At 62.4% G+C, this 22,211-nt stretch carries 24 protein-coding genes; 10 read left to right on the top strand and 14 right to left on the bottom strand.

Annotated features, from left to right (window positions below; translation table 11 throughout):
* Positions 1–714 carry a c-type cytochrome gene (locus RA20_RS14975; protein ID WP_039130318.1) on the top strand — a complete coding sequence of 238 codons (714 nt, stop codon included), beginning with the start codon at positions 1–3 and terminating at the stop codon, positions 712–714.
* Between the two features lie 40 nt (positions 715–754).
* Entirely contained in the window at positions 755–2,017 is a 1,263-nt protein-coding gene (locus tag RA20_RS14970; protein WP_039130316.1) for an NAD(P)/FAD-dependent oxidoreductase, read from the top strand.
* Positions 2,018–2,052: 35 nt separating this feature from the next.
* Here the strand turns inward: RA20_RS14970 and RA20_RS14965 are convergent, their stop codons facing one another.
* Both RA20_RS14965 and RA20_RS14960 read right to left on the bottom strand, forming a co-directional pair.
* Positions 2,053–3,714, bottom strand: a complete 1,662-nt coding sequence (locus RA20_RS14965) for a peptidase U32 family protein (RefSeq protein WP_039130313.1) — start codon at positions 3,712–3,714, stop codon at positions 2,053–2,055.
* Between the two features lie 88 nt (positions 3,715–3,802).
* Positions 3,803–4,810: a GlxA family transcriptional regulator gene (locus RA20_RS14960; RefSeq protein WP_039130311.1), complete on the bottom strand. Its 1,008-nt coding sequence runs from the start codon at positions 4,808–4,810 to the stop codon at positions 3,803–3,805.
* Between the two features lie 228 nt (positions 4,811–5,038).
* Here RA20_RS14960 and RA20_RS14955 point away from each other — a divergent pair, with 228 nt between their 5' ends.
* From RA20_RS14955 to RA20_RS14930, 6 genes are all read left to right on the top strand, one after another.
* Entirely contained in the window at positions 5,039–5,671 is a 633-nt protein-coding gene (locus RA20_RS14955; RefSeq protein ID WP_039130309.1) for an ATP-dependent Clp protease proteolytic subunit, read from the top strand.
* A 164-nt stretch (positions 5,672–5,835) separates the two neighbouring features.
* Entirely contained in the window at positions 5,836–7,104 is a 1,269-nt protein-coding gene (clpX, locus tag RA20_RS14950) for an ATP-dependent Clp protease ATP-binding subunit ClpX (protein ID WP_039130307.1), read from the top strand.
* 66 nt (positions 7,105–7,170) lie between these two features.
* A complete protein-coding gene (locus RA20_RS14945; RefSeq protein WP_039130305.1) occupies positions 7,171–7,536 on the top strand; it encodes a RidA family protein in 366 nt (121 codons plus the stop codon).
* Positions 7,537–7,670: 134 nt separating this feature from the next.
* A complete protein-coding gene (locus RA20_RS14940) occupies positions 7,671–8,057 on the top strand; it encodes an NADH:ubiquinone oxidoreductase subunit NDUFA12 (RefSeq protein WP_039130303.1) in 387 nt (128 codons plus the stop codon).
* Positions 8,058–8,081: 24 nt separating this feature from the next.
* The gene (gene mlaD / locus RA20_RS14935; protein ID WP_039130300.1) at positions 8,082–8,534 is read left to right on the top strand and encodes an outer membrane lipid asymmetry maintenance protein MlaD; all 453 of its coding nucleotides are present in this window, start codon (positions 8,082–8,084) and stop codon (positions 8,532–8,534) included.
* The gene (locus RA20_RS14930; protein WP_039130296.1) at positions 8,531–8,893 is read left to right on the top strand and encodes a DUF2155 domain-containing protein; all 363 of its coding nucleotides are present in this window, start codon (positions 8,531–8,533) and stop codon (positions 8,891–8,893) included. Before mlaD ends, RA20_RS14930 begins: the two co-directional genes overlap by 4 nt.
* On the opposite strand, the gene aat is transcribed toward RA20_RS14930, so the two are convergent.
* From aat to RA20_RS14910, 4 genes are all read right to left on the bottom strand, one after another.
* Positions 8,857–9,489, bottom strand: a complete 633-nt coding sequence (gene aat, locus RA20_RS14925) for a leucyl/phenylalanyl-tRNA--protein transferase (protein ID WP_039130294.1) — start codon at positions 9,487–9,489, stop codon at positions 8,857–8,859. The two genes, RA20_RS14930 and aat, sit on opposite strands and share 37 nt — an antisense overlap.
* A gap of 83 nt (positions 9,490–9,572) precedes the next feature.
* Positions 9,573–10,922 (bottom strand): acetyl-CoA carboxylase biotin carboxylase subunit, encoded by a 1,350-nt coding sequence (gene accC / locus RA20_RS14920; protein WP_039130292.1) that lies wholly within the window; start codon positions 10,920–10,922, stop codon positions 9,573–9,575.
* 9 nt (positions 10,923–10,931) lie between these two features.
* On the bottom strand, positions 10,932–11,435 hold the full coding sequence (gene accB / locus RA20_RS14915) for an acetyl-CoA carboxylase biotin carboxyl carrier protein (protein WP_039130289.1): 504 nt from the start codon (positions 11,433–11,435) through the stop codon (positions 10,932–10,934).
* Positions 11,436–11,602: 167 nt separating this feature from the next.
* Positions 11,603–12,139 (bottom strand): LuxR C-terminal-related transcriptional regulator, encoded by a 537-nt coding sequence (locus RA20_RS14910; protein ID WP_039130286.1) that lies wholly within the window; start codon positions 12,137–12,139, stop codon positions 11,603–11,605.
* Positions 12,140–12,234: 95 nt separating this feature from the next.
* Here RA20_RS14910 and RA20_RS14905 point away from each other — a divergent pair, with 95 nt between their 5' ends.
* Entirely contained in the window at positions 12,235–13,731 is a 1,497-nt protein-coding gene (locus RA20_RS14905) for a class I adenylate-forming enzyme family protein (protein ID WP_039130284.1), read from the top strand.
* Between the two features lie 7 nt (positions 13,732–13,738).
* On the opposite strand, the gene RA20_RS14900 is transcribed toward RA20_RS14905, so the two are convergent.
* The 8 genes from RA20_RS14900 to RA20_RS14865 form a co-directional block, all read right to left on the bottom strand.
* The gene (locus RA20_RS14900; protein ID WP_039130280.1) at positions 13,739–14,287 is read right to left on the bottom strand and encodes a helix-turn-helix transcriptional regulator; all 549 of its coding nucleotides are present in this window, start codon (positions 14,285–14,287) and stop codon (positions 13,739–13,741) included.
* A 2-nt stretch (positions 14,288–14,289) separates the two neighbouring features.
* Positions 14,290–14,826 carry a cytochrome b/b6 domain-containing protein gene (locus RA20_RS14895; RefSeq protein WP_039130278.1) on the bottom strand — a complete coding sequence of 179 codons (537 nt, stop codon included), beginning with the start codon at positions 14,824–14,826 and terminating at the stop codon, positions 14,290–14,292.
* 58 nt (positions 14,827–14,884) lie between these two features.
* The gene (locus tag RA20_RS14890) at positions 14,885–15,148 is read right to left on the bottom strand and encodes a PepSY domain-containing protein (protein WP_039130275.1); all 264 of its coding nucleotides are present in this window, start codon (positions 15,146–15,148) and stop codon (positions 14,885–14,887) included.
* A gap of 259 nt (positions 15,149–15,407) precedes the next feature.
* Positions 15,408–16,163, bottom strand: coding sequence for an ABC transporter ATP-binding protein (locus RA20_RS14885; RefSeq protein ID WP_039130273.1), 756 nt, complete (start codon positions 16,161–16,163; stop codon positions 15,408–15,410).
* Between the two features lie 12 nt (positions 16,164–16,175).
* On the bottom strand, positions 16,176–16,931 hold the full coding sequence (locus RA20_RS14880; RefSeq protein WP_039130272.1) for an ABC transporter ATP-binding protein: 756 nt from the start codon (positions 16,929–16,931) through the stop codon (positions 16,176–16,178).
* A 12-nt stretch (positions 16,932–16,943) separates the two neighbouring features.
* Complete coding sequence (locus tag RA20_RS14875) at positions 16,944–18,149, bottom strand: branched-chain amino acid ABC transporter permease (protein ID WP_039130269.1); 1,206 nt, start codon at positions 18,147–18,149, stop codon at positions 16,944–16,946.
* 4 nt (positions 18,150–18,153) lie between these two features.
* Entirely contained in the window at positions 18,154–19,185 is a 1,032-nt protein-coding gene (locus RA20_RS14870; protein ID WP_039130267.1) for a branched-chain amino acid ABC transporter permease, read from the bottom strand.
* 139 nt (positions 19,186–19,324) lie between these two features.
* Positions 19,325–20,671 carry a substrate-binding protein gene (locus tag RA20_RS14865; protein WP_039130265.1) on the bottom strand — a complete coding sequence of 449 codons (1,347 nt, stop codon included), beginning with the start codon at positions 20,669–20,671 and terminating at the stop codon, positions 19,325–19,327.
* Positions 20,672–20,902: 231 nt separating this feature from the next.
* Here RA20_RS14865 and RA20_RS14860 point away from each other — a divergent pair, with 231 nt between their 5' ends.
* A complete protein-coding gene (locus tag RA20_RS14860) occupies positions 20,903–22,201 on the top strand; it encodes a short-chain fatty acyl-CoA regulator family protein (protein WP_039130263.1) in 1,299 nt (432 codons plus the stop codon).
* Positions 22,202–22,211 lie beyond the last annotated feature (10 nt).

The following is a 22,211-nucleotide window of genomic DNA, read 5'->3' as shown; positions in this document are numbered from 1 at the left end:
ATGCAGCGCCGTCTGGCGTTGATAATACCGGTCTGGGCTGCGCTGGCCGGCGCGGCCCAGGCCAGCGAGGGCGCCGTGCCGATCGGCGATCCCGAGCGGGGCGAAAACGTGTTTGAGCAATGCGCGTCCTGCCATGAGGTCGGGCCAGGAGCCCGCCACAAGAACGGGCCGCTGCTGAACGGGATTTTCGGCCGCAAGGTGGCGCAGTTCGAGGACTTCAAGTATTCCAATAGCATCGTGCGTGCCCGCAAGGACGGGATGGTCTGGGACTTGGAGCATCTGGACGCCTATCTGGAAAATCCAAAGGCGCTGGTGAGCGGCACGCGGATGGCCTTCCGGGGTCTCAAGGAACCGCAGGACCGCCGGGATGTGCTGGCTTACTTGCGCCAGTTCTCGGACAGCCCGCAGGATATACCGGAGGCCGAGCCGACTGTGCGCAAGGTTGAAGTGGCATTGCCGCCTGAGACGCTCGCCATTGTGGGGGACAGGGACTACGGCGAGTATCTCTCGAGCGAGTGCACCACCTGCCACCAGACCGATGGGGATTACGACGGCATCCCCTCGGTCATCGGCTGGCCGAAGGAGGATTTTGTCATCGCCATGCACGCCTACAAACGCAAGATCCGGCCGCATCCGGTGATGCAGATGATGGCGGGGCGGCTGTCGGACGAGGAGATCGCAGCCCTGGCCGCGTATTTTGGCGCGCTGGAGTGATGCTCCGGCGCTTTGTTGTTTTGAAAGGGAGGGTAATAAAATGGCTGTAGACAGACGTAAGTTTCTTGGCACCGGAGCGGCCGCAGCGGCGGCCTTGCAGGCGCCGGCGGTTCTGGGTGCTGGCAAACCCCGGGTGGTTGTTGTCGGCGGCGGTGCAGGCGGTGCAACTGCGGCACGTTATATTGCCAAGGACAGCAAGGGTGCGATTGATGTCACCCTGGTGGAGCCTACCCGGACCTACTACACCTGTTTCTTCTCCAACCTCTATATCGGCGGTTTTCAGGAGCTGGCGGGCATTGCCCACAGCTATGGCACTTTGGCCAGCCAGTACGGCGTCAACGTGGTGCATGACTGGGCGGTGGGGATTGACCGGGATGCAAGGACCGTCAGCCTTGCGGGCGGCGGGATGCTGCCCTATGACCGGCTGATCCTGTCGCCGGGCATAGATTTTGTCGACGGCGCGGTGGAGGGCTGGGACATCACTTCCCAGAACAAGATGCCGCATGCCTATAAGGCAGGCTCGCAGTCGGAACTCTTGAAAGCGCAGATCGAGGCGATGCCGGAAGGCGGCACCTTTGCGATGGTCGCTCCGCCCAACCCCTACCGCTGCCCGCCAGGCCCTTATGAGCGGGTGTCGATGGTGGCGCATGTGCTGAAGCAGCGGAACCCGACCGCCAAGATCATTGTTGCCGACCCCAAACCGAAATTCTCCAAGATGGCGCTGTTCCAGGAGGGCTGGGGCAGCCATTACGACGGCATGATCGACTGGATCGGCGAGGAGTTCGGCGGCGGCAATGTCTCGGTCGATCCGGATGCGATGACGGTGACCATTGACGGCGAAGTGACCAAGGTCGACGCCTGCAACGTGATCCCGGCGATGAAGGCGGGGCGGATTTGCGAGATGGCCGGCATCACCGAGGGCAACTGGGCGCCGGTCAGCGGCCACACGATGCAGAGCCGGCTGGATGAAAACATCCATGTGCTGGGCGATGCCTGCGCGCAGGGCGACATGCCGAAATCCGGCTTCTCGGCCAATTCCCAGGCCAAGGTGGCGGCGATGGCGGTGCGCGGAGCACTGACGGACAGCAAAGTGTTCCCGGCGAAATTCTCCAACACCTGCTGGTCGCTGATCGGCACCAATGACGGTGTGAAGGTGGGGGCGACCTATCAGGCGACGGACGAGAAGATTGCCAAGGTGGACGGCTTCATCAGTCAGACCGGCGAAGATGCCGAGCTGCGCCAGGCGACCTATGAGGAAAGCATCGGCTGGTATGCCGGGATAACCTCCGACATGTTCGGCTGATCATGGATTGAAAGGGGGTGCTGCCGGCGCCCCCGTCACATGGTTTCACCTGCTGCCAGCTTCAGCTCTGAGGCTTCGGCCCGGCTGAGCATTTCGCCCTGCTTGCGTTTCTGCAGCGCTTTGCGGGCCAGTTCGTACTGCGGATCCTGCCAGAAGATCAGGCAGCCGTTGCAGCCCTTGCCGCAGCAGCCCTCGGTGCCGATGCGGTTGGTCTTGAAGCGCTTTTCGTTACTGTCCTGCGCGATGCTGTCTGCCAGCGCGTCACGGCGGCGGGCGTAGGCCTTTGGGTTATCTTTGCCTGATACTTCAATGGCTTGCGTTAGCTTGTCAAAGCGGATGCGGTTCCATTTCTCTTCGGTCAGGGCGCGTTCCTTGCGCAGGACGGTAAAGGCCGGGAAGCGGGTCTTAAGCGCCTCGATGTCCTCGTGATCGAACAGGGAGAATGGCAGGCGGATCACGGTCTGAGTGCTGCCGTGCACCGCCTCCGTGCGGGTGCCGTCTTTGGCAACCTCAAAATCATAGACCCGCAGCAGCACGGTTTCGCGGGCGATGGGGGAGACAAACTCCAGCACCTCGCCTGCGGTCAGCTTGGCCTTGACCAGAACGTGGAAGGCATCCTCGGCCACTTCAGTCACAACACCGGCATACTCCCACTGCGCCAGTGATGCCGTGTGTTCGTAATCATGCGCCAGGTTGTTCAGCCGCCCGTCGTGGAAGGCCAGCGTGTAGCCGCGGTTTCCAACGGCCTCCAGCTCCCGCATGTAGGGCTTGGGGTCCCAGCCCTCGGGATCGGCGTAGTAGTCGTCAATCGCCATGCGGTAAGCGCGGGCCACGATGGCGGCGTAATATTCCGACTTGCCGCGCCCTTCGACCTTGAGGCTGTCGACGCCGATTTTCAGGTAGTCGTCCAGTTTCGGCATGATGCAAAGGTCGCGGGAATTGAGGATGTAGGAGCCGCGCCCGTCCTCTTCGATAGGCATCAGCTCGCCGGGGCGGCAGCCTTCCTCAAGCAGGAATTCGAACATGCCGGCGTTGCTCTCGTTGATGTCGAGCTCCTGCACAGTGCCGTCCTTCAGCCGCATCCGGACGCCGTAGTTCCAGCGGCAGGAATTGGCGCAGTTGCCCTGGTTGGCACCGCGCTCGGCCATGAAATTGGACAGCAGGCAGCGCCCCGAATAGGTCATGCACATGGCGCCATGCACAAAGGCTTCGAGCTTGATATCCGGACATTTTCCGCGGATCTCCACCAGTTCCGGATAGGAGACTTCGCGCGCCAGAACCACCAGATCGGCACCCTGGTCCTGCCAGAATTTCACCGACAGCCAGGAACAGATATTGGCCTGGGTGGAAACATGCAGCGGGATCTCGGGCGCGCGCTCCTTCACATATTGGAAGACGCCCGGGTCGGCGATGATCAGCCCGTCGGGCTGCACCTTGCGGACGGTCTCGATGTACTCGTCCAGCTTGGGGATGTCCTTGTTGTGGGAGAACAGATTCAGCGTCAGATAGGCGCGCCGCCCGTGCTGGTGGCAGAACTCAACTCCTTCGATCACCTCTTCCAGCGAGAACTCGGATTTGGTGCGCAAGGACATATCGGGGGTGCCGAGGTAGACGGCATCAGCCCCGTAGAGAATGGCCATCTTCAGTTTGCGCAGATTGCCCGCGGGCATCAGCAGTTCGGAGCGCTTGGAGGTCATCGGTCGGGCCTGGCGTAAAGGAGTGTTTGAGGTGCTCCTTTACGCCGGCTGATCCGAATGCGATTTGCGCTGGATCAAACCGGCACCGTCAGCTCCAGCCCTTTCGGAAGAAATGCGGGGAGGCGCCGAACTTGCGCTTGAACTGGCGCGAGAAATGGGTGGCTGAGTTGAAGCCCGAGGCCAGCGCGATTTCGGTGACGCTCATCGAGGTTTCGTTCATCAATGCAAAGGCATGGCTGAGGCGCATGTCGAAATAGACATGCATCGGGCTTTGGTTCAAGTAGCGCGAGAACAGCCGCTCCAGCTGGCGGCGGGAGATGTCCAGCTTGTCGCAGAGCTCGCCGATCGACAGCGGCTCCTCAATTGATTCCTGCATCAGCTGCAGGGCGTTCAGCAGGCGCTGGTTGCGGCTGCCGATGGCGACCGCATAGTTCGATTTCTGCGGTGCGGCCTGGCCGCCCGAACGCACATGCAGGCACATGTCGGCGACGATGATCGCCAGCTGCTTGCCGTGGCGCTCCTCGATCAGGTGCAGCATCATGTCGGTGGCCGCATTGCCGCCGCCGCAGGTCATCAGCGGACCGGAGATCTCGAAGATGTTGGGTGAGGGGGTCAGGCTGGGGTAGCTTTCCAGGAAACCGGGCTGGTTTTCCCAGTGCAGGGTGAACTTGTGGTTCTTGATCAGCCCGGCCTGTGCCAGCGCAAAGGCGCCGGTGCAGACGCCGCCGATGGAGCGGCCAAAGCGGCTTTCGCGGCGCAGCCAGTTCAATGTGACTTCACTGGCCGCGTTATGCGGCTCAACCCCGGCACAGACAAAGCCCAGCGAATCTGAGGGCAGCGGCTGCAGCGGCTGATCCGGTGTGATCACCATGCCGTTGGAGCAATGCACCGGGGCGCCGTCCTCGGTCATGATGAACCAGCGGTACAGCCGGGTGCCGGTCACCTGGTTGGCAATGCGCAAAGGCTCGATGGCGGCGGCCACCGGCAGCATGGTCGCCTTGGGCAAAAGCAGGAAATAAAAATCCTGCGGCTCGCCTTCGAACGGAACGGCGAGATTGGCTGCGGCGCCTTTCTGAACGAAACTGTCATCGGTCATGGCGGGACCCCGGCACGGAATTCGGACTTGGTTGTGTTTCCTAAGGCGCTGTTGCAGGCTGCAGCCAGAGAATAGCGACAGCGTTCCAGCGGATTGCGACACCCTATGCAGGTTTGCGCCACCGTGAAAATGGCTGCCGCCTCTTGCAGGTCAAAAGTGGCGATACTAAGACTCAGGTAACACTCTGTCGGGTATGGTGCCGGACATAAACAACGCAGGCAGGTCGAGATGATTGATCCCAGAGAAACATACATGAATACCCTGGTCCCGATGGTGGTTGAGCAGACCAGCCGGGGCGAGCGCGCCTATGACATTTTTTCCCGCCTGCTGAAGGAGCGGATCATTTTCCTGAATGGCCCGGTGCACGACGGGATGAGCTCGCTGATCGTGGCGCAGCTGCTGCATCTTGAGGCGGAAAACCCGTCCAAGGAAATCTCGATGTACATCAACAGCCCCGGCGGCGTGGTGACCTCCGGCCTGTCGATCTATGACACCATGCAGTACATCAAGCCCAAGGTCTCGACCCTGGTGATCGGCCAGGCGGCGTCGATGGGCTCGCTGCTGCTGACCGCCGGCGAGGCGGGCATGCGCTTTTCGCTGCCGAATTCGCGCGTGATGGTGCACCAGCCCTCGGGCGGGTTCCAGGGACAGGCGACCGATATCATGATCCACGCCGAGGAAACCCTGAAGCTGAAAAAGCGCCTGAACGAGATCTACGTCAAGCACACCGGCCAGGACTACGACACCATCGTGGACGCGCTGGAGCGCGACAATTTCATGTCGCCGGAAGAGGCCAAGGAATTCGGCCTGATCGACGAGATCGTCGAAAACCGCGCCAAGGGCGACGGCGAGGAAGCGTAACGCTTGACCTTGTGAACACCCGTGTGCCCCGGCAGTTTAATTGGGGCACACTTTCACATTGTGGCGGCCTAAGCAGTGGCTTAAGCTGGCCGAAAGTTGGATTGCTCCAAAGCGCGGGCGCAGAAGCACAGGCGCAGAAGACTGAGCGGACTGAAAGGTAGACCATGGCGACGAATTCAGGCGGCGACAGCAAAAACACCCTCTATTGCAGCTTCTGCGGCAAGAGCCAGCATGAAGTGCGCAAGCTGATCGCAGGCCCCACCGTGTTCATCTGTGATGAATGCGTAGAGCTTTGCATGGACATTATCCGCGAAGAGACCAAGGCTTCGGGCCTGAAGGCCACCGACGGTGTGCCGACGCCCAAGGACATCTGCCAGGTGCTGGATGACTATGTGATCGGCCAGGCGACCGCCAAGCGGGTGCTGTCGGTTGCGGTGCATAACCACTACAAGCGTCTGAACCACGCCCAGAAGGCAGGCTCGGACATCGAACTGGCGAAATCCAACATTCTGCTGATCGGCCCGACCGGCTGCGGCAAGACGCTGCTGGCGCAGACGCTGGCGCGGATCCTGGATGTGCCGTTCACCATGGCGGATGCGACCACGCTGACCGAAGCCGGTTACGTGGGCGAGGATGTCGAGAACATCATTCTGAAACTGCTGCAGGCGTCCGAGTACAACGTCGAGCGCGCGCAGCGCGGCATCGTCTACATCGACGAGGTCGACAAGATCACCCGCAAGTCTGAAAACCCCTCGATCACCCGCGATGTTTCGGGCGAGGGTGTGCAGCAGGCGCTGCTGAAGCTGATGGAAGGCACCGTGGCTTCGGTTCCGCCGCAGGGCGGCCGCAAGCATCCGCAGCAGGAATTCCTGCAGGTGGACACCACCAACATCCTGTTCATCTGCGGCGGCGCGTTCGCCGGCCTCGACCGGATCATCGCGCAGCGCGGCAAGGGCTCGGCAATGGGCTTTGGCGCCGATGTGCGCGACAATGATGAGCGCGGTGTTGGCGAGATCTTCCAGGACCTGGAGCCGGAAGATCTGCTGAAGTTCGGCCTGATCCCGGAATTTGTCGGCCGTCTGCCTGTGCTGGCAACACTGGAAGACCTGGACGAAGACGCGCTGGTGATCATCCTGACCCAGCCCAAGAACGCCCTGGTCAAGCAGTACCAGCGCCTGTTCGAGCTGGAAGACACCGAGCTGGACTTCACCGACGAGGCGCTGAAGGCAATTGCCCGCAAGGCCATCGAGCGCAAGACCGGCGCGCGCGGCCTGCGCTCGATCATGGAAGACATCCTGCTGGACACCATGTTCGATCTGCCGGGCATGGACAGCGTGACCAAGGTGGTTGTGAACGAAGAGGCGGTGACCTCGGAAGCGCAGCCGCTGATGATCCACGCGGACGCCGAGAAAGAGCCGGCGTCTGCGGGCTGACAGGCAGAACGTTTTATCAAAGCGGCGCGGTTATTTCCGCGCCGCTTTCATGTTGAGGAGAGAGACATGATCAAGCGGATTTCTTCCGGCGGAGAATTCGAGGCCAAGATTGGTTATTGCCGGGCTGTTGTGGCCGGCGGTTTTGTGCATGTGGCGGGCACCGTGGGGCAGGGCGACGATGTTGTGGCCCAGTGCAAATCGGCGCTGGAAACCATTGGCGCCGCGCTGGAGAAGGCGGGTGCCGGTTTTGCCGATGTGGTGCGGGTCAACTACTACCTGCCGGATGCGGCCGAGTTCGAACCCTGCTGGCCGGTTCTGGCAGAGGCCTTTGGCGCCAACCCGCCGGCGGCGACAATGATCGAGTGCAATCTGATCGATCCGAAATTCCGCATTGAGATCGAAGTCACGGCTCTGGCCCCGGCAGAGGGCTAAAGCTGTTAGGGCCTTGGAAACAAGGCTGAGGCAAAATTGCCGAATCCCGCCGGGGACAGTCCCAGAGGACGCAAGCCACTGGACCCCGGCAGGAAATTGAGCCATATCAGAGCTGGAAAAATCCGGAGGCACCCATGGGAATCCTGAACTCTCTTCTGCGCGCTGTGACCTGGTGGAACGGTTCCACCCTGAACACTGCGCTTTATACCCGCCGCAAGGGTGTCAAAGTCGGCGAAGATGATCAGGGCAACGTGTTCTACCGCAACGCGGACGACAGCAAGCGCTGGGTGATGTTCAACGGCGAAGCCGAAGCCTCGCGGGTGAGCCCGGACTGGCACGGCTGGCTGCACCGGACCTTTGACGAGGTGCCGAGTGAGAAGCCGCTGAAGCACAAGGCCTGGGAAAAGCCGCATCAGGAAAACCTGACCGGCACCATGATGGCTTATGCGCCGGCGGGCTCGATCCGGGCGGGCGGCGCGCCGAAAGAGCGCAGCGACTACGAAGCCTGGGTGCCCGAATAAAACATCTGCCAGAAGGCTGGTTACATGTCCCACAATCCTACTGAAGTTTTTGCCGGCGGTGTCGTGCTGGCTGCAGCCATTGGCTTTGCCGTTTACGCAGGCCAGGCCGCCGGTTTGTCGCGCGCAGGCGCGACCTATGACCTGAGTGCCTCTTTCCGCTCTCTGGAAGGGGTCAGCGTAGGCACCGATGTGCGGCTGGCCGGTGTCAAGATCGGCACCGTCACCGGCGTCGATTTGAACCCCGAGACCTTCCGCGCCGACACCCGGTTTGCGGTGCAGGATGGCATCGAGATCCCCGACGACAGCGCCGTTGTCATCTCTTCCGAAGGCCTGTTGGGAGGCAATTTTGTTGAGATCATGCCGGGCGGTTCGCCCTTTGCCTTTGAGGCCGGCGATGAGATCGAGGACACCCAGGGCGCTGTCAGCCTGATCTCGCTGCTGGTGAAGTTTGTGGCCGGCAGCGGGGACGAGTCTTGAGGCGTCTTGCCGCTGCACTGACGGCTGCCTTGCTGGCTGTGCCTGCCTGGGGGCAGGAACAGGCGGCGCAGGGCAACGCTGCGGTTCTGCGGGCGCTGGACAAAGTCAACGGCCACACGATGGACGCTGAGGTGGCCATTGGAGCCAGCGCCGAGATGTTCGGCCTGCTGGTGACCGTGGCCGACTGCCGCTATCCGGCGGAAAACCCGACCGGCGACGCGTTTGCCTATCTTTCCGTGCGGGATCCCGGCAATGGGGCAACTCATTTCCAGGGCTGGATGATCGCCTCCAGCCCGGCGCTGAACGCGCTGGATCACAGCCGTTACGACGTCTGGGTCATGCGCTGCAGCAGCAGCTGAGGCGCAGGCACCGCAGGCCTCGCAAAATCCGCATTTTTTGACAGGGCTTCGCGCAGCAGGCTGCGGTAGCGGGCGCGGGTGATTTCGATGCCGCCCAGCGAGGCCAGATGCGGGGTCAGGAACTGGGTGTCGCAAAGCACATAGCCCGCCTGAACCAGCCGGTCGGTCAGATAGGCCAATGCAACCTTTGAAGCATCGCGCTGGCGCGAAAACATGCTTTCGCCAAAGAAGGCCCCGCCCAGCGAGACGCCATAGGTGCCGCCTGCCAGCACGCCCTGATGCCAGACCTCCAGAGAATGGGCATTACCCATCAAGTGCAGATCCAGATAGCGGTCGCGGATTTCGCTGTTGATCCAAGTTTCGGCGCGGTCGGCGCAGCCGTCCACCACGCCTGCAAAATCGCGGTTCACGGTGATCTCAAAGCCGCCGTTGCGGATGCGTTTTGCCAGCGAACGGGACATGCGGAACCCGTCTAATGGCAGAATACCCCGCCGCTTGGGGTCGACCCAGAATACTTCGGGGTCGTCGCGGTGTTCGGCCATCGGGAAAACACCGGCGGAATAGGCGTGCAGCAAGAGATCCGCAGTCAAGCTCATGGTGCCGGGCAGTATAAAGGCAAAAGACAGGGAAATGTAAAACGGGGCGCTGCCAGCGGCGCGCCCCGTTTGAGATACCAGGCTCAGCCGGGTGTGTTTTCTTCCAGCCAGCGCTCCAGCCAGTGGATGCCGTAGTCGCCGGTGTGGATGTCCTGCTCCTGCAGCAGTGCGTGGAACAGCGGCACGGTGGTGTCGATGCCGTCGATGATCAGCTCGCCCAACGCGCGGTTCAGACGCGCCAGCGCCTCGGTCCGGTCGCGGCCGTGCACGATCAGCTTGCCGATCAGCGAGTCGTAATAGGGCGGGATCGAGTAGCCGTCATAAAGCGCCGAATCCATCCGCACGCCCAGGCCGCCAGGGGCGTGGAATGCGGTGATCTTGCCCGGGCAGGGGGCAAAGTTCGGCAGTTTCTCGGCGTTGATCCGCACTTCGATGGCGTGGCCGTTGATCTCCAGGTCGTCCTGGGTGAACGACATCGGCAGCCCTTCGGCCACCCGGATCTGCTCGCGCACCAGGTCGACGCCAAAGATGGCCTCGGTCACCGGATGCTCCACCTGCAGACGGGTGTTCATCTCGATGAAATAGAACTCGCCGTCCTCGTACAGGAACTCGACGGTGCCGGCGCCGGCATAGCCCATCTTGCCGATCGCATCGGCACAGATTTTGCCAATCTTGGCGCGTTCTTCCGGGGTGATGCAGGGGCCGGGGGCCTCTTCGAACACTTTCTGGTGGCGGCGCTGCAGCGAGCAGTCGCGCTCGGCCAGGTGGATGCCGGTCTCTTTGCCGTCGCCAAAGACCTGAACCTCGATATGACGCGGCTTCTGGAGGTATTTCTCCATATATACTTCGTCATTGCCGAAAGCAGCCTTGGCCTCGGAACGGGCGGTGGAGAAGGCGATTTCCAGTTCGGCCTCGTTCAGCGCCACTTTCATGCCGCGGCCGCCGCCGCCGGCGGTGGCCTTGATGATCACCGGGTAGCCCATGTCCGCGGCCACCTTCTTGGCGGTGGTCACGTCGGGCACGCCGCCGTCGGAGCCCGGAACAACGGGGATCCCGAGGTTCTTGGCGGTTTCCTTGGCGGTGATCTTGTCACCCATGATGCGGATATGCTCGGCCGAGGGGCCGATGAAGGTCAGCCCGTGGTCCTCGATGATCTGCACGAAATTGGCGTTTTCCGACAGGAAGCCATAGCCCGGGTGGATCGCCTGGGCGCCGGTGATCTCGCAGGCCGAGATGATGGCCGGGATCGACAGGTAGCTTTGGGTGCCGGACGGCGGGCCGATGCAGACCGATTCATCGGCCATGCGGACGTGCATTGCATCGGCGTCGGCGGTGGAGTGCACCGCAACCGATTTGATGCCCATTTCCCGGCAGGCGCGGATCACGCGCAGGGCGATCTCGCCCCGGTTGGCAATCAGGATCTTGTCAAACATGGCAGACCCTTACTCGATGATGGCCAGGGGGGTTCCGAATTCCACGGCGGCGCCGTCTTCGACCAGGATGCGCTTCACGGTGCCGGATTTCGGCGCCGGGATGTGGTTCATGGTCTTCATCGCCTCGATGATCAGCAGGGTGTCGCCTTCGCTGACCTGCTGGCCAACAGAAATAAAGGCGGCCGCGCCCGGCTCGGGCTGCAGGTAAACGGTGCCGACCATCGGCGAGGGCACGGCGCCCGGGTGGCTGGCCGGATCTTCGGCAGCGGCTGCTGCGGGGGCCGGAGCGGCAGGAGCGGCGGCGGCAGCAACCGGGGCCGGGGCCGCGGCGGCAGGCACGGCAACCTGAACCGGAGCGGCGGCCACTGCGGTCTGGCGGGAGACACAGACATTCAGGCTGTCGTCCTCGCCGTATTCCCGTTTGACCTGCAGCTCGGTCAGATCGTTTTCGCGCAGCAGTTCCGCCAGCGCCTTGATGAAGGCCACATCCGCTTCGTGAGTTTTGTTCGTCATTTTGTCCTCAAGCCGGTTCCGACATGCCTTCCGGGGTCACAATGATCCGGCAGGCAGGAAATTAGCGCGCTTATACGGCAAGCATTCCTGCAAGTGAAGCGCTGTCGATGCTTGGCGTAACATGGAGACAGATTGACGGATTTGCAATCGCCCGCCGCTTTTTCTTGCTACAGCGGCATGCCGGTCAGCTTGGCCACAAGTTCCGGCAGCTTGCGGGCGCCGAACTTCTGCAGCAGATGCGCGCGGTGGCTTTCCACGGTGCGGTAGGACAGATCAAGCTGCTTGCCGATTTCCTTGGCCGACAGCCCCTTGCAGGTCAGGATCGCCACTTCGCGCTCGCGCGGAGTGAGCGAGACCACCGGGCGGTCCTCGGAGATGTCGGCAAAGGACCAGACGCCGGTTTGAAACGGCGCCTCGGGCGTGACCGAGCGGCCGCGCACCCGGCACCAGAACAATTCACCAGCGCGGCGGCGCATGATACGCTCGTCATTATAGCTGCCGCTTTGCGCCTCGGGCTGCTGCAGCACGGCGCCGATGCGCTGGTAGTCTTCGCGGCTGGGGTAGAGCTCAGCCACCGGCATCCCGGTGTAGTCCCCTGGGGCACCGCCGAAGGTGGCGGCGAATTGCAGGTTGCACCGCGTGATGACGCGGCGTTCCAGCACGGCAAGGCCCACAGGGGCGTGGTCAAAGGCAAGATCGCTCATATGGTATTTCTACCCGGGTATTTCTTCGGAATTGAAGGGGCTTGCCCTTGCGTGCCACGTTGCGCGCCGCGGGGCAAGCCGGAGAGGATGGGCAAATGAACTTGGCAGTATGGCTGCAGCGAATGGCAGCAGCAGAGGGAGCACGGCCAGCACTGTATCACGGGCAGGTGATGGTTGCGGACTATGCAGGTTTCCATGCGCGGGCGGCATCTGTGGCGGGATGGCTGCAGGCGCAAGGGGTTCAGCCAGGGGACCGGGTTGGCATTTTCATGAAGAACTGCCCGGACTATCTGGTTGCGCTTTACGGCATCTGGTGCGCTGGGGCCGCGGCGGTGCCGATCAATGCCAAGCTGCATGGCAAGGAGGCCGAGTTCATCCTGCAGAACTCAGGCGCGCGGCTGGTGTTTACCTCGCCCGGGCTGACGGAAGCCGTTGCCGCAACCGAGGCCGGGGTCCGTTGCGTGGACATTGCTGGTTCGGATTATGAACAGGCGATGCAGGCGGAACCGGTGGCGGCCCCGGTGTCCCGTGCGCCGGACGATCTGGCCTGGCTGTTTTACACTTCCGGCACCACCGGGCGGCCCAAAGGAGTGATGATCACCCACCGGATGCTGATGAACATGGCTCTTGCCTATTTTTCGGACGTGGACCAGGTGAGCCGCGAAGATCACGCGCTTTATGCGGCGCCGATGAGCCACGGCGCCGGGATCTATGCGATCCAGCATGTTTTGGCAGGTGCCGCGCATGTCTGTCCGGTGTCGGGCGGCTTTGACGAGGCGGAGATTTTCGATCTGGCTGCCCATTTCGGCCGGGTCCACATGTTTGCCGCACCAACCATGGTCACGCGGATGACAGCGGTGGCCAAGCAGCTGGGCCGCAAGGGCGAGGGCCTGCGCACCGTGGTCTATGCCGGCGGGCCGATGTATGTGGCCGACATCATCGAGGCGGTGGAGCACTTCGGCCCCGTCTTTGTGCAGGTCTACGGGCAGGGCGAATGCCCGATGGCGATCACCGCTTTGTCCCGGCACGATGTGCAGGACCGCACCCATCCGCGCTGGAAAGATCGCCTGGCTAGCGTCGGCACAGCGCAGAGCGTGGTTGAGGTGCGGATCGGCACGCCGGAGGGAGAATTCCTGCCCGCGGGCAGCCATGGCGAGATCATGGTGCGCGGCGATGCGGTGATGCCCGGTTACTGGCAGAACCCGGAGGCCACGGCCAAGACGCTGGTCAATGGCTGGCTGATGACCGGCGACATGGGGGTGATGGACGAGGACGGCTATCTGACGCTGCAGGACCGTTCCAAGGATCTGATCATTACCGGCGGCTCCAACGTCTACCCGCGCGAAGTCGAGGAGGTGCTGCTGATGCACCCGCAGGTTCAGGAAGTTTCGGTGGTGGGCCGGCCCCATGCGGATTGGGGCGAGGAAGTGGTGGCCTTTGTCGTCGGTGACGCGACGGACGCTGAGCTGGATGCACTGTGCAACAGCCAGATCGCCCGGTTCAAACGGCCCAAAGCCTATCTGCGTATCGCGGAGCTGCCCAAGAACAACTATGGCAAGGTGCTGAAAACCGAACTGCGCAAGATGCTGTAGCAGCCGGTCAGGCGGAGCGGGCGGCAGTGTCTGCAGCTGGTTCCGTCTGCCGCTGCCCCATCATGGTGTCGATCAGCAGGCTCATCAGTTCCGCCCGGTTGCTGGTGCCGGACTTGCGGTAGATGGCATTGAGCTGCGCCTTGACGGTGCCCTCGGCGCTGCCGCGCATGGCGGCGATTTCAGCGGTCGGCAATCCCTTCACCAGGAAGTTTGCCACGTCCAGCTCGGCCGGAGTCAGACCCCAGTTGGCGAACTCGGCGTCAATCACATCCTGCACCGCGGCTTGGGCCGAGCTCAGGCTGTCCTCCAGATGCGCCTTGCGCCGCAGCAGCCACATCAGGATGCGGACCTCGATCACGATGGCGGCCAGCAGAGCAACGGCAGCCAGCCCTTCGACATAGGCATGCGGCCCTTCGCCTTGCGCCGCCTCGCCAGCCTCCATGCCGGACAGATCAGCGAACATGTCTCCCAGAAACACCGCCGCGCAGAGGGCCTGCACGGCGATGACGGCAATCAGGATCCAGGGCTTGGCCGGCCCCTGCCGGTTTGAGGGCATGTTCAGGTCTCCGCTGAGCTGTCTGGCAGGTTCTTGTAGCCGGTGATCATCGCCCGGGCCAGCCTGACTTTGGTGCGGCGGGTTTCAAACAGCACCGCAGCAACATGCAGAAGGACCGATGCCTCTGCCCAATGGACCAGGATCTCGTGCAGAGCCTCTGTTCCGGCGGAATGGAGAAACGGCTCTGTCGTCAGCATCCAGCCGGTCAAAGCAATGCCCAGCAGGGAGAGGAGCAGATTGTAGATCATCAGCGCGCCCAGAGGGGAGTGGCCCTTGTGGCTGCCTCTGCGCCAGACGGCGATGTCTTCGAGCTGCCGTGCGGCGGCCTTGAAACTGGGCGGAAAGCTGGAGAACCGGGCATGGCGGCTGCCGATGAGCCCCCAGACAAGGCGGCAGCCGACAAGAGCGGCAATGAAGTAGCCGATGTTGTGGTGAAGGGTGCCGTCCGGATCGGTAAACAGCGCGTTGGCAATGAAACTGCCGGCAAGCAGCCAATGGAACAGCCGCACAATGGGATCCCAGACATATGAATTTTGCATGGTCTATCCTTCCGGCCGCGGACGCTGCTGGAGCGTCCGCGGCGGTTCAAATGGCTGATCAGTCGTCGTCTTCGCTGTCGTCTTCGATCTTCACCACCTCAAGCTGTTCGTTCAGGTAGAACTCGAAGGCCTTCCCGTCCTTGGTGGCTTCGGCTTCGAACATGCCGTCTTCGGCTTCGATTTCGGTCACCTCATAGCCCTGGCCGGTCAGCAGGTCGCGGATCTTGGTTTCGGTCTCCGGGCTGGGGGCGGCGCCAGAGGCAAAGGCGGCTGCGGCAGGCAGGGTGAGGGCGAGTGCCAGGAGTTTCAGGGAATTGTTCATGATCTTTGTCCTTTCTGCGGTTGCGATGGTTCCGCACCAGAGAAGCGCGGTCCGTGGCAGTGACATCGGGTCAAAGAGGTCAGGGCTGAATAGGCGCCAGGTAGGATCCGGGTGGAAAACCGCGGCGTATAACCCGGGTTTATGCCGCGAAAACGGGGGCTGCCTGCAGGGATGCAAAAAGAGGCCGGCTCAGGGGGAGAGCCGGCCTCAGTCTGCCAATGCCGGCACGCAGGTGGCCGGCACGACGGAGATGAAGTCTTCAGATCGCCAGATATTCGGCGCGCAGTTCTTCGTTTTCCAGCACCTCGGCGGCGGTGCCGTCAAAGACGATGCCGCCGGTATCGAGGATCACTGCACGGTCCGCCAGTTCCAGGGCGCGGACCGCGTTCTGCTCGACAATGATGGTTGTCATGCCCTGTTCCTTGATGTGGATGAGGGTCTTTTCAATCTCGTCCACGATCACCGGGGCGAGGCCTTCGTAGGGTTCGTCCAGGAGCAGCACCTTGATGTCGCGGGCGAGCGCCCGGGCAATCGCCAGCATCTGCTGCTCGCCGCCTGAAAGGGTGACACCCTCCTGCTTGCGGCGCTCGCCAAGGCGGGGGAACAGGTCGTAGAGCCGCTCCAGCGACCAGCCGATGGGCGGCGCGATTTGCGCCAGCTGCAGGTTTTCCTCGACCGTCAGGCCGGGGATGATGCGCCGGTCTTCGGGCACCAGGCCCAGACCCGCGGCGGCCGCCTCGTAAGAGGACATCTTGTGCAGCGGCTTGTGGTCCAGCCAGATCTCGCCGCGGGTCACCATGGGTGAGCCGGTGCGGGCGATCGAGCGCAGGGTTGAGGTTTTGCCGGCGCCGTTGCGGCCCAGCAGCGCCAGGATCTCGCCCTCGTGGACGTTGAAGTTGATGCCCTGCACGATGTAGCTCTCGCCGTAGTAGGCGTGCACGTCCCAGACCGACAGGAAGGCCGGCGCGGTGGAGGCCACATTGGCGTTCTTGGAGAAATCGGGTTTCACATTCATGGTGTTTCTCCTTTACGCGCTTTCGCCCAGATAGGCTTCGCGCACCTTCGGGTTGCCGCGGATGTTCTGCGGATCGTCCTCAACCAGCGGCGTGCCCTGGGCCAGCACGGTGATCCGGTTGGCCAGGCTGAACACCACATGCATGTCGTGCTCGATGATCGCGATGGTGATGTCCCGCTCGTCGCTGATCTGCTTCAGCAGGTCGATGGTGTTGTTGGTATCGGCGCGCGCCATGCCGGCGGTGGGCTCGTCCAGCAGCAAGAGGCGCGGCTCCTGGCTCAGGCACATGCCGATCTCCAGCCGCCGCTTGTCGCCGCGGGACATGGCGGCGGCATGCATGTGCCGCTTGTCCGCCATGTTCATCTCTTCCAGCATGTGCTCGGCCTTCTCCAGGATGTCCTTCTGGCTGAGCACTGCGGAGAGCGCATTCAATTCAAACGCGCCGTCCCGTTTGGCAAAGCAGGGGATCATCATGTTCTCCAGCACCGTCAGATCGCCGAAGATTTCGGGCGTCTGGAACACGCGGGAGATGCCCATCTGGTTGATCTCGTAAGGGGCGCGGCCCAGCACCGACTGGCCGTCGAACATGACGGAACCGGTGTCAGGTATCAGCTTGCCGACCAGGCAGTTCAGCAGGGTGGACTTGCCCGCGCCGTTCGGCCCGATGATCGCGTGGACCGAGTTTTCCTTTACGCTGAGGTTCACCTCGGACAGGGCTTGCAGGCCGCCGAACCGTTTCCCCACGTTTTTGACTTCAAGGATACTCATCAGCCTGTCTCCTTATTCCGCAGGGTTGGTTTCATGGGAGGCCGAACCGTTGTCCTTGGTCTTGCGGTTCTTGAGCCAGCCCCGGATCCGCTGTCCGCCTTCAACCAGGCCGCCGGGCAGGAAGATCACAACCAGCATGAACAGGATGCCCAGGGTCAGGTGCCAGCCCTTGCCGATGAAGGGGTGGATGATGAAGACCACCGCGTCCTCCAGACCATCCGGCAGGAAGCTGAACCAGCTGTGCAGGACGTTGTCGTTGATCTTGGAGAAGATGTTCTCGAAGTACTTGATGAAGCCTGCGCCCAGCACCGGGCCGATCAGCGTGCCTGCACCGCCCAGGATGGTCATCAGCACCACCTCGCCGGAGGCGGTCCACTGCATCCGCTCAGCGCCTGCCAGCGGGTCCATCGAGGCCATCAGACCGCCTGCAAGGCCTGCATACATGCCGGAGATCACAAAGGCAGCCAGAGTGTAGGGGCGGGTGTTGAGGCCGGTGTAATTCATCCGCTGCTGGTTCGATTTCACCGCCCGCAGCATCATCCCGAAAGGGGAGCGGAAGATGCGGATCGACAGGTAGAAAGAGGCCAGAAGCACCAGCGCACAGAAGTAGTAGCCGACGTTGAAGGTGAAAACCCAGCCGCCGATGACAAGATCCGCGCTGTCGCGCATCTCCAGCCCGAACAGGCCGGGAACCGGGATGTTGCCTTCGGCGGTTTGGCTCACGCCCAGAATCCGCGGGTCATTCAGGGCCAGCTGCAGGCCGGTCTCGCCGCCGGTGATCGGGGTCAGAACCGAATAGGCCAGGGCGAACATCATCTGCGCAAAGGCCAGCGTCAGGATCGAGAAGTAGATGCCCGAGCGGCGCAGCGAGACAAAGCCGATCAGCAGCGAGAACAGGCCGGAGACGATCACCGCCAGCAGGATCGCCGGGATCACGTTCATGCTGAGCAGCTTGAACATCCAGACGGCCGCATATGAGCCGACGCCGAGGAAGGCCGCATGACCAAAGGACAGGTAGCCGGTGAGGCCGAAGAGAATGTTAAAGCCGATGGCGAAGATCCCGAAGATCACAAACCGCTGCATCAGGTCCGGATAGCCCGCGTTGAACTGCGCCATGGCGCTGCCCGCCGGGAAGGGGTTCAGGATGAAGGGGGCGAACAGGGTCAGCACCGCGACGATGATCAGGAGGCTCAGGTCTTTTTTGTTCAGGTTGAACATGGTCTTAGTCCTCCATCACGCCTTTGCGGCCCATCAGGCCCCGCGGGCGGGTCAGCAGAATGATGATGGCGACCAGATAGATGATGATCTGGTTGATGCCCGGAATGATGTCGATGACTTCGCGCATCGAGGCAAAGCTCTCCAGCACGCCCAGCAGGAAACCTGCCAGCACCGCGCCCGGCAAAGAGCCCATGCCGCCGACAACCACCACCACGAAGCTCAGAACCAGGAAATCCATGCCCATGTGGTAATTTGGAGAGTTGATCGGCGTGTACATGACGCCTGCCAGGCCCGCGACGGCAGCAGCGATGCCGAACATGATGGTGAAACGCTTGTCGATGTTGATGCCCAAGAGGCCGACAGTCTCGCGGTCGGCCATGCCTGCGCGGACCACCATGCCGAAGGTGGTGAACTGCAGGAAGGCAAAGACGCCGCCGATGATCACTGCGGCAAAGCCGAAGTAGATGATCCGCCAGTAAGGGTAGATGATCAGGTTCGGGTCAAAGCCCAGCATGGCACCAAAGTCCAGCGAGCCCTTGAAGGCCGCCGGGGCCGGGGTCGGGATCGGGTTGGCGCCGTAGAAATACTTGATGACTTCCTGCAGCACGATGGCGAGGCCGAAGGTCACCAGGATCTGGTCCGCATGGGGGCGCTTGTAGAAATGCTTGATCAGCCCGCGCTCCATCACCACGCCGACAAGGATCATGATCGGAATGGCAAAGAGGACGGACAGCGGCACCGCCCAGTCGATGATCGCATCGCCCGTGGCCTGGCCGAACAGGTCATGCACATAGGGGACTTCAACCTTCAGCGGATTGCCGAGGAAGTCCTTTTGAGTCTCATCAATGATTGTGTGGCTGAGCGTCAGGATGCGGCTCAGGGTCACTGCGCAAAAGGCCCCGATCATGAACAATGCGCCATGGGCAAAGTTCACGACGCCCAGAGTGCCGAAAATAAGTGTCAGGCCCAGCGCGATCAGCGCATAGGCTGAGCCCTTGTCGAGCCCGTTCAGGATTTGGAGGATTATGGCGTCCATTGTCCCACTCTCTGAAAGTGTGAGTGCATAAAGCGGTAGGGCCCGTCGCCGGGCGGCTTTTGCGCAAGCAGCAGGGGGCGGGGGCCATCGCTTGGAAAGCCCGCCGCCCGTCTGTTCAGGTGCAGATCAAGCGGCCGCTTTATGCGCCGTTGTTGCAGGTGCCCAGGGCGCCGCCGGAGAACTGCGGGTGATCCGGTGCGTAGGTCACCTGGTCAACCGGGGTGACTTCGACGATTTCGAGCAGGTCGAACTCTGACGTCGGGTTCTCTTTGCCCTTCACGACCAGCACGTCCTTGAAGCACTGGTGGTCGGCGCCGCGGTACAGCGTCTTGCCGTTGCCCAGCCCGTCGAACTCATAGTCTTCAAGCGCTTCGGCCACCGCACAGGGTGCAAAGGAGCCTGCGCGTTCAACGGCGTCAGCATACAGCAGGGTCTGCACATAGGTGGTGTGCGCGGCCTGGCTCGGCGGGAAGCCGTATTTGGTGCCGAAGGAGCGGACAAATGCTTTGGAGCCTTCATCCTGCAGCGTCCAGTGCCAGTTGGTGGAGCCGAAGATGCCCTTCACGTTGGCGCCTGCGCCCTTTGCCATCAGGCGGGAGTAGAGCGGCACGACGATCTGGAAGTCCTTGCCGTTCACCTGCTTGTCGCGCAGGCCGAACTGCACTGCGTTGGTCAGCGAGTTCACCATGTTGCCGCCGTAGTGGTTCAGAACCAGCGTGTCGGCGCCGGACTGCAGAACCGGAGCGATGTAGGACGAGAAATCGGTCTGGGTCAGCGGGGTTTTCACTGCGGCGACAGTGTCCCAGCCCATGGCTTCGGTCGAGGATTTGACCGCTTCTTCGGTGGTGTAGCCCCAGTTGTAGTCCGCGGTCAGGTGATAGGCCTTGCGGTCGGTGCCATAGGCGCCTGCCAGCACCGGCGCCAGTGCGGCACCGGACATGTAGGAGTTGAAGAAGTGGCGGAAGCCGTTGGCGCGCTTGTCCTTGCCGGTGGTGTCGTTGGAGTGGGTGAGACCGGCCATGAAGATCACGCCGGCTTCCTGGCAGAGCGCCTGCACGGCCACAGCCACGCCTGAGGACGAGCCGCCGGTGATCATGATGGCGCCGTCCTTTTCGATCATCGACTTGGCGGAGGCGCGGGCAGCGTCGGATTTGGTCTGGGTGTCGCCGGTGACATACTGAACCTTCTTGCCCAGGATGCCGTTGCCCTGCAGCGCCTTGGAGCTGAAGGTGTTCATCATGCCGCCGTCGCCGCCGCCGTTCAGATGCTCGACCGCCAGCTCATAGGCACGCAGCTCGTCGGCGCCTTCGTCGGCATAGGGGCCGGTCTGGGGCACGTTGAAACCGAGGGTAACGGTGCCGCCGGTGGGTTCATTGGTAAATGCATGCGCGCTTTGCGCTGTAAAGATTGTCGGCAGCGCAAGTCCTGCGCCTGCTACGGCACCGGTCCGCAAAAGACCACGGCGCGAAACGTCGAGTTTAGACATGTATTCCTCCCTAATATGATTGGTCCCTTGCAGCTCCTCACTTCTGCGCGGCACCAGCACATTTTGTGCAAAATCAGTATGAGGGGGTCATGTAAATTCAGGCAATAAAACCCTTTTAATGCTTGAAAATCCTGTAAAGAACTGAACAGTATCCTGTGGCATTCTGTAAACAAACTTATATTGCGCTGCAGAAAGCCCTTGAATTGGAAGTGTTTTGGGAGAGCCAGCGATATGGCACGCGACACCCTGACCGGCAGCCGGATCCGCGAGCGGCGGCTCATCCTTGGACTGCGCCAGGCCGAATTGGCGCGGGAGGCGGGGATCTCGGCCTCCTACCTCAACCTGATTGAGCACAACCGGCGCAGAATCGGCGGCAAGCTTCTGGTTGATATTGCCGGGGTGCTGGGGGTGGAGCCCTCGATGCTGAGCGAGGGGGCGGAGGCAGCGCTGATTTCCACCCTGCGCGAAGCCGCCGCAGACAGCGGCGTGCCGGTGGCGGAGCTGGACCGGGTGGATGAATTCGCGGGCCGGTTCCCGGGCTGGGCCGAGGTGCTGGCGGCCGGCCACCGCCGCATCGCCACACTGGAGCGCACGGTGGAGACGCTGTCGGACCGGCTGACCCATGACCCCAATCTGGCGGCCTCGGTGCATGAGGTGCTGTCGACCGCTGCTGCCATTCGCTCCACCGCCTCGATCCTGGCTGAGACCGGGGAGCTGGAGGCGGAATGGCTGGACCGCTTCCACAAGAACCTCAACGAGGATTCGCTGCGGCTGGCAGAAAGCAGCCGGGAGCTGGTGAATTTTCTGGATGAAGGCGGCACCGGCGAAGACCGCCGCGGCATGCCGCAGGAAGAGGCGGAGGCGTTTTTCCAGGAGAATGCCTTTCATTTTCCTGCGCTGGAAGACGGCACTGCCCAGCCTGAGGATCTGCTGCAAGATGCATCAATGCTGGTCAGCGACGCCGCGCGCAGCTTGGCGCGGGCGGCTTTGGAGCAATACCAGGCTGATGCCCGGGCCTTGCCGCTGAAGGAGCTGGAGAAGCAGCTTGCCGGCAACGGGATGGCTCCGGCCGTGCTGGCGCGGCACTTCAGCTGCACCATGCCCCAGGTGCTGCGGCGGTTGGCCGCGCTGCCGGAGGATGTGCTGGGACAGGAGGCCGGGCTGGTGATCTGCGACGCCTCCGGCACGCTGCTGTTCCGCAAGCCCGTAACCGGCTTTGCGATGCCGCGGTTCGGGGCGTCCTGTCCCCTGTGGCCGCTTTACACCGCGCTGGTGCATCCGCATGTGCCGGTGCGGCGCAACGTCGTGCAGCATGGGCGCAATGCGGCCGCGTTCGACTGCATGGCAGTGTCCTGGCCGCAGGAGATGCCGGATTTCGGGCATGATCCGATGTACCGTGCGGTGATGCTGATCCTGCCGGGCGGCAAGGAGGTATCGGATGCACAGCCGGTCGGCGCCAGCTGCCGGATCTGTCCGCGCCAAGGCTGTCCGGCACGGCGCGAGCCGTCGATCCTGAAGGAAGAGTTTTGACAGCACCAAG

This window comes from Leisingera sp. ANG-Vp, from assembly GCF_000813725.1.
GTDB lineage: Bacteria > Pseudomonadota > Alphaproteobacteria > Rhodobacterales > Rhodobacteraceae > Leisingera.
Note: the sequence above shows the minus strand (reverse complement) of the source record. Positions and strands in the feature narration are given on the sequence as shown.

Excerpts from the sequence above, each read along its gene's own strand:
- RA20_RS14880 (WP_039130272.1), bottom strand. The coding sequence starts at position 16,931 with ATGAGTATCCTTGAAGTCAAAAACGTGGGGAAACGGTTCGGCGGCCTG.
- RA20_RS14900 (WP_039130280.1), bottom strand. The coding sequence starts at position 14,287 with ATGCCCTCAAACCGGCAGGGGCCGGCCAAGCCCTGGATCCTGATTGCC.
- RA20_RS14875 (WP_039130269.1), bottom strand. The coding sequence starts at position 18,149 with ATGTTCAACCTGAACAAAAAAGACCTGAGCCTCCTGATCATCGTCGCG.
- RA20_RS14960 (WP_039130311.1), bottom strand. The coding sequence starts at position 4,810 with ATGACCGATGACAGTTTCGTTCAGAAAGGCGCCGCAGCCAATCTCGCC.
- RA20_RS14945 (WP_039130305.1), top strand. The coding sequence starts at position 7,171 with ATGATCAAGCGGATTTCTTCCGGCGGAGAATTCGAGGCCAAGATTGGT.
- RA20_RS14865 (WP_039130265.1), bottom strand. The coding sequence starts at position 20,671 with ATGTCTAAACTCGACGTTTCGCGCCGTGGTCTTTTGCGGACCGGTGCC.
- mlaD (WP_039130300.1), top strand. The coding sequence starts at position 8,082 with ATGTCCCACAATCCTACTGAAGTTTTTGCCGGCGGTGTCGTGCTGGCT.
- RA20_RS14905 (WP_039130284.1), top strand. The coding sequence starts at position 12,235 with ATGAACTTGGCAGTATGGCTGCAGCGAATGGCAGCAGCAGAGGGAGCA.
- RA20_RS14860 (WP_039130263.1), top strand. The coding sequence starts at position 20,903 with ATGGCACGCGACACCCTGACCGGCAGCCGGATCCGCGAGCGGCGGCTC.
- aat (WP_039130294.1), bottom strand. The coding sequence starts at position 9,489 with ATGAGCTTGACTGCGGATCTCTTGCTGCACGCCTATTCCGCCGGTGTT.
- RA20_RS14870 (WP_039130267.1), bottom strand. The coding sequence starts at position 19,185 with ATGGACGCCATAATCCTCCAAATCCTGAACGGGCTCGACAAGGGCTCA.
- RA20_RS14940 (WP_039130303.1), top strand. The coding sequence starts at position 7,671 with ATGGGAATCCTGAACTCTCTTCTGCGCGCTGTGACCTGGTGGAACGGT.
- RA20_RS14885 (WP_039130273.1), bottom strand. The coding sequence starts at position 16,163 with ATGAATGTGAAACCCGATTTCTCCAAGAACGCCAATGTGGCCTCCACC.
- clpX (WP_039130307.1), top strand. The coding sequence starts at position 5,836 with ATGGCGACGAATTCAGGCGGCGACAGCAAAAACACCCTCTATTGCAGC.
- RA20_RS14975 (WP_039130318.1), top strand. The coding sequence starts at position 1 with ATGCAGCGCCGTCTGGCGTTGATAATACCGGTCTGGGCTGCGCTGGCC.
- accB (WP_039130289.1), bottom strand. The coding sequence starts at position 11,435 with ATGACGAACAAAACTCACGAAGCGGATGTGGCCTTCATCAAGGCGCTG.
- RA20_RS14910 (WP_039130286.1), bottom strand. The coding sequence starts at position 12,139 with ATGAGCGATCTTGCCTTTGACCACGCCCCTGTGGGCCTTGCCGTGCTG.
- accC (WP_039130292.1), bottom strand. The coding sequence starts at position 10,922 with ATGTTTGACAAGATCCTGATTGCCAACCGGGGCGAGATCGCCCTGCGC.
- RA20_RS14970 (WP_039130316.1), top strand. The coding sequence starts at position 755 with ATGGCTGTAGACAGACGTAAGTTTCTTGGCACCGGAGCGGCCGCAGCG.
- RA20_RS14965 (WP_039130313.1), bottom strand. The coding sequence starts at position 3,714 with ATGACCTCCAAGCGCTCCGAACTGCTGATGCCCGCGGGCAATCTGCGC.
- RA20_RS14890 (WP_039130275.1), bottom strand. The coding sequence starts at position 15,148 with ATGAACAATTCCCTGAAACTCCTGGCACTCGCCCTCACCCTGCCTGCC.
- RA20_RS14955 (WP_039130309.1), top strand. The coding sequence starts at position 5,039 with ATGATTGATCCCAGAGAAACATACATGAATACCCTGGTCCCGATGGTG.
- RA20_RS14895 (WP_039130278.1), bottom strand. The coding sequence starts at position 14,826 with ATGCAAAATTCATATGTCTGGGATCCCATTGTGCGGCTGTTCCATTGG.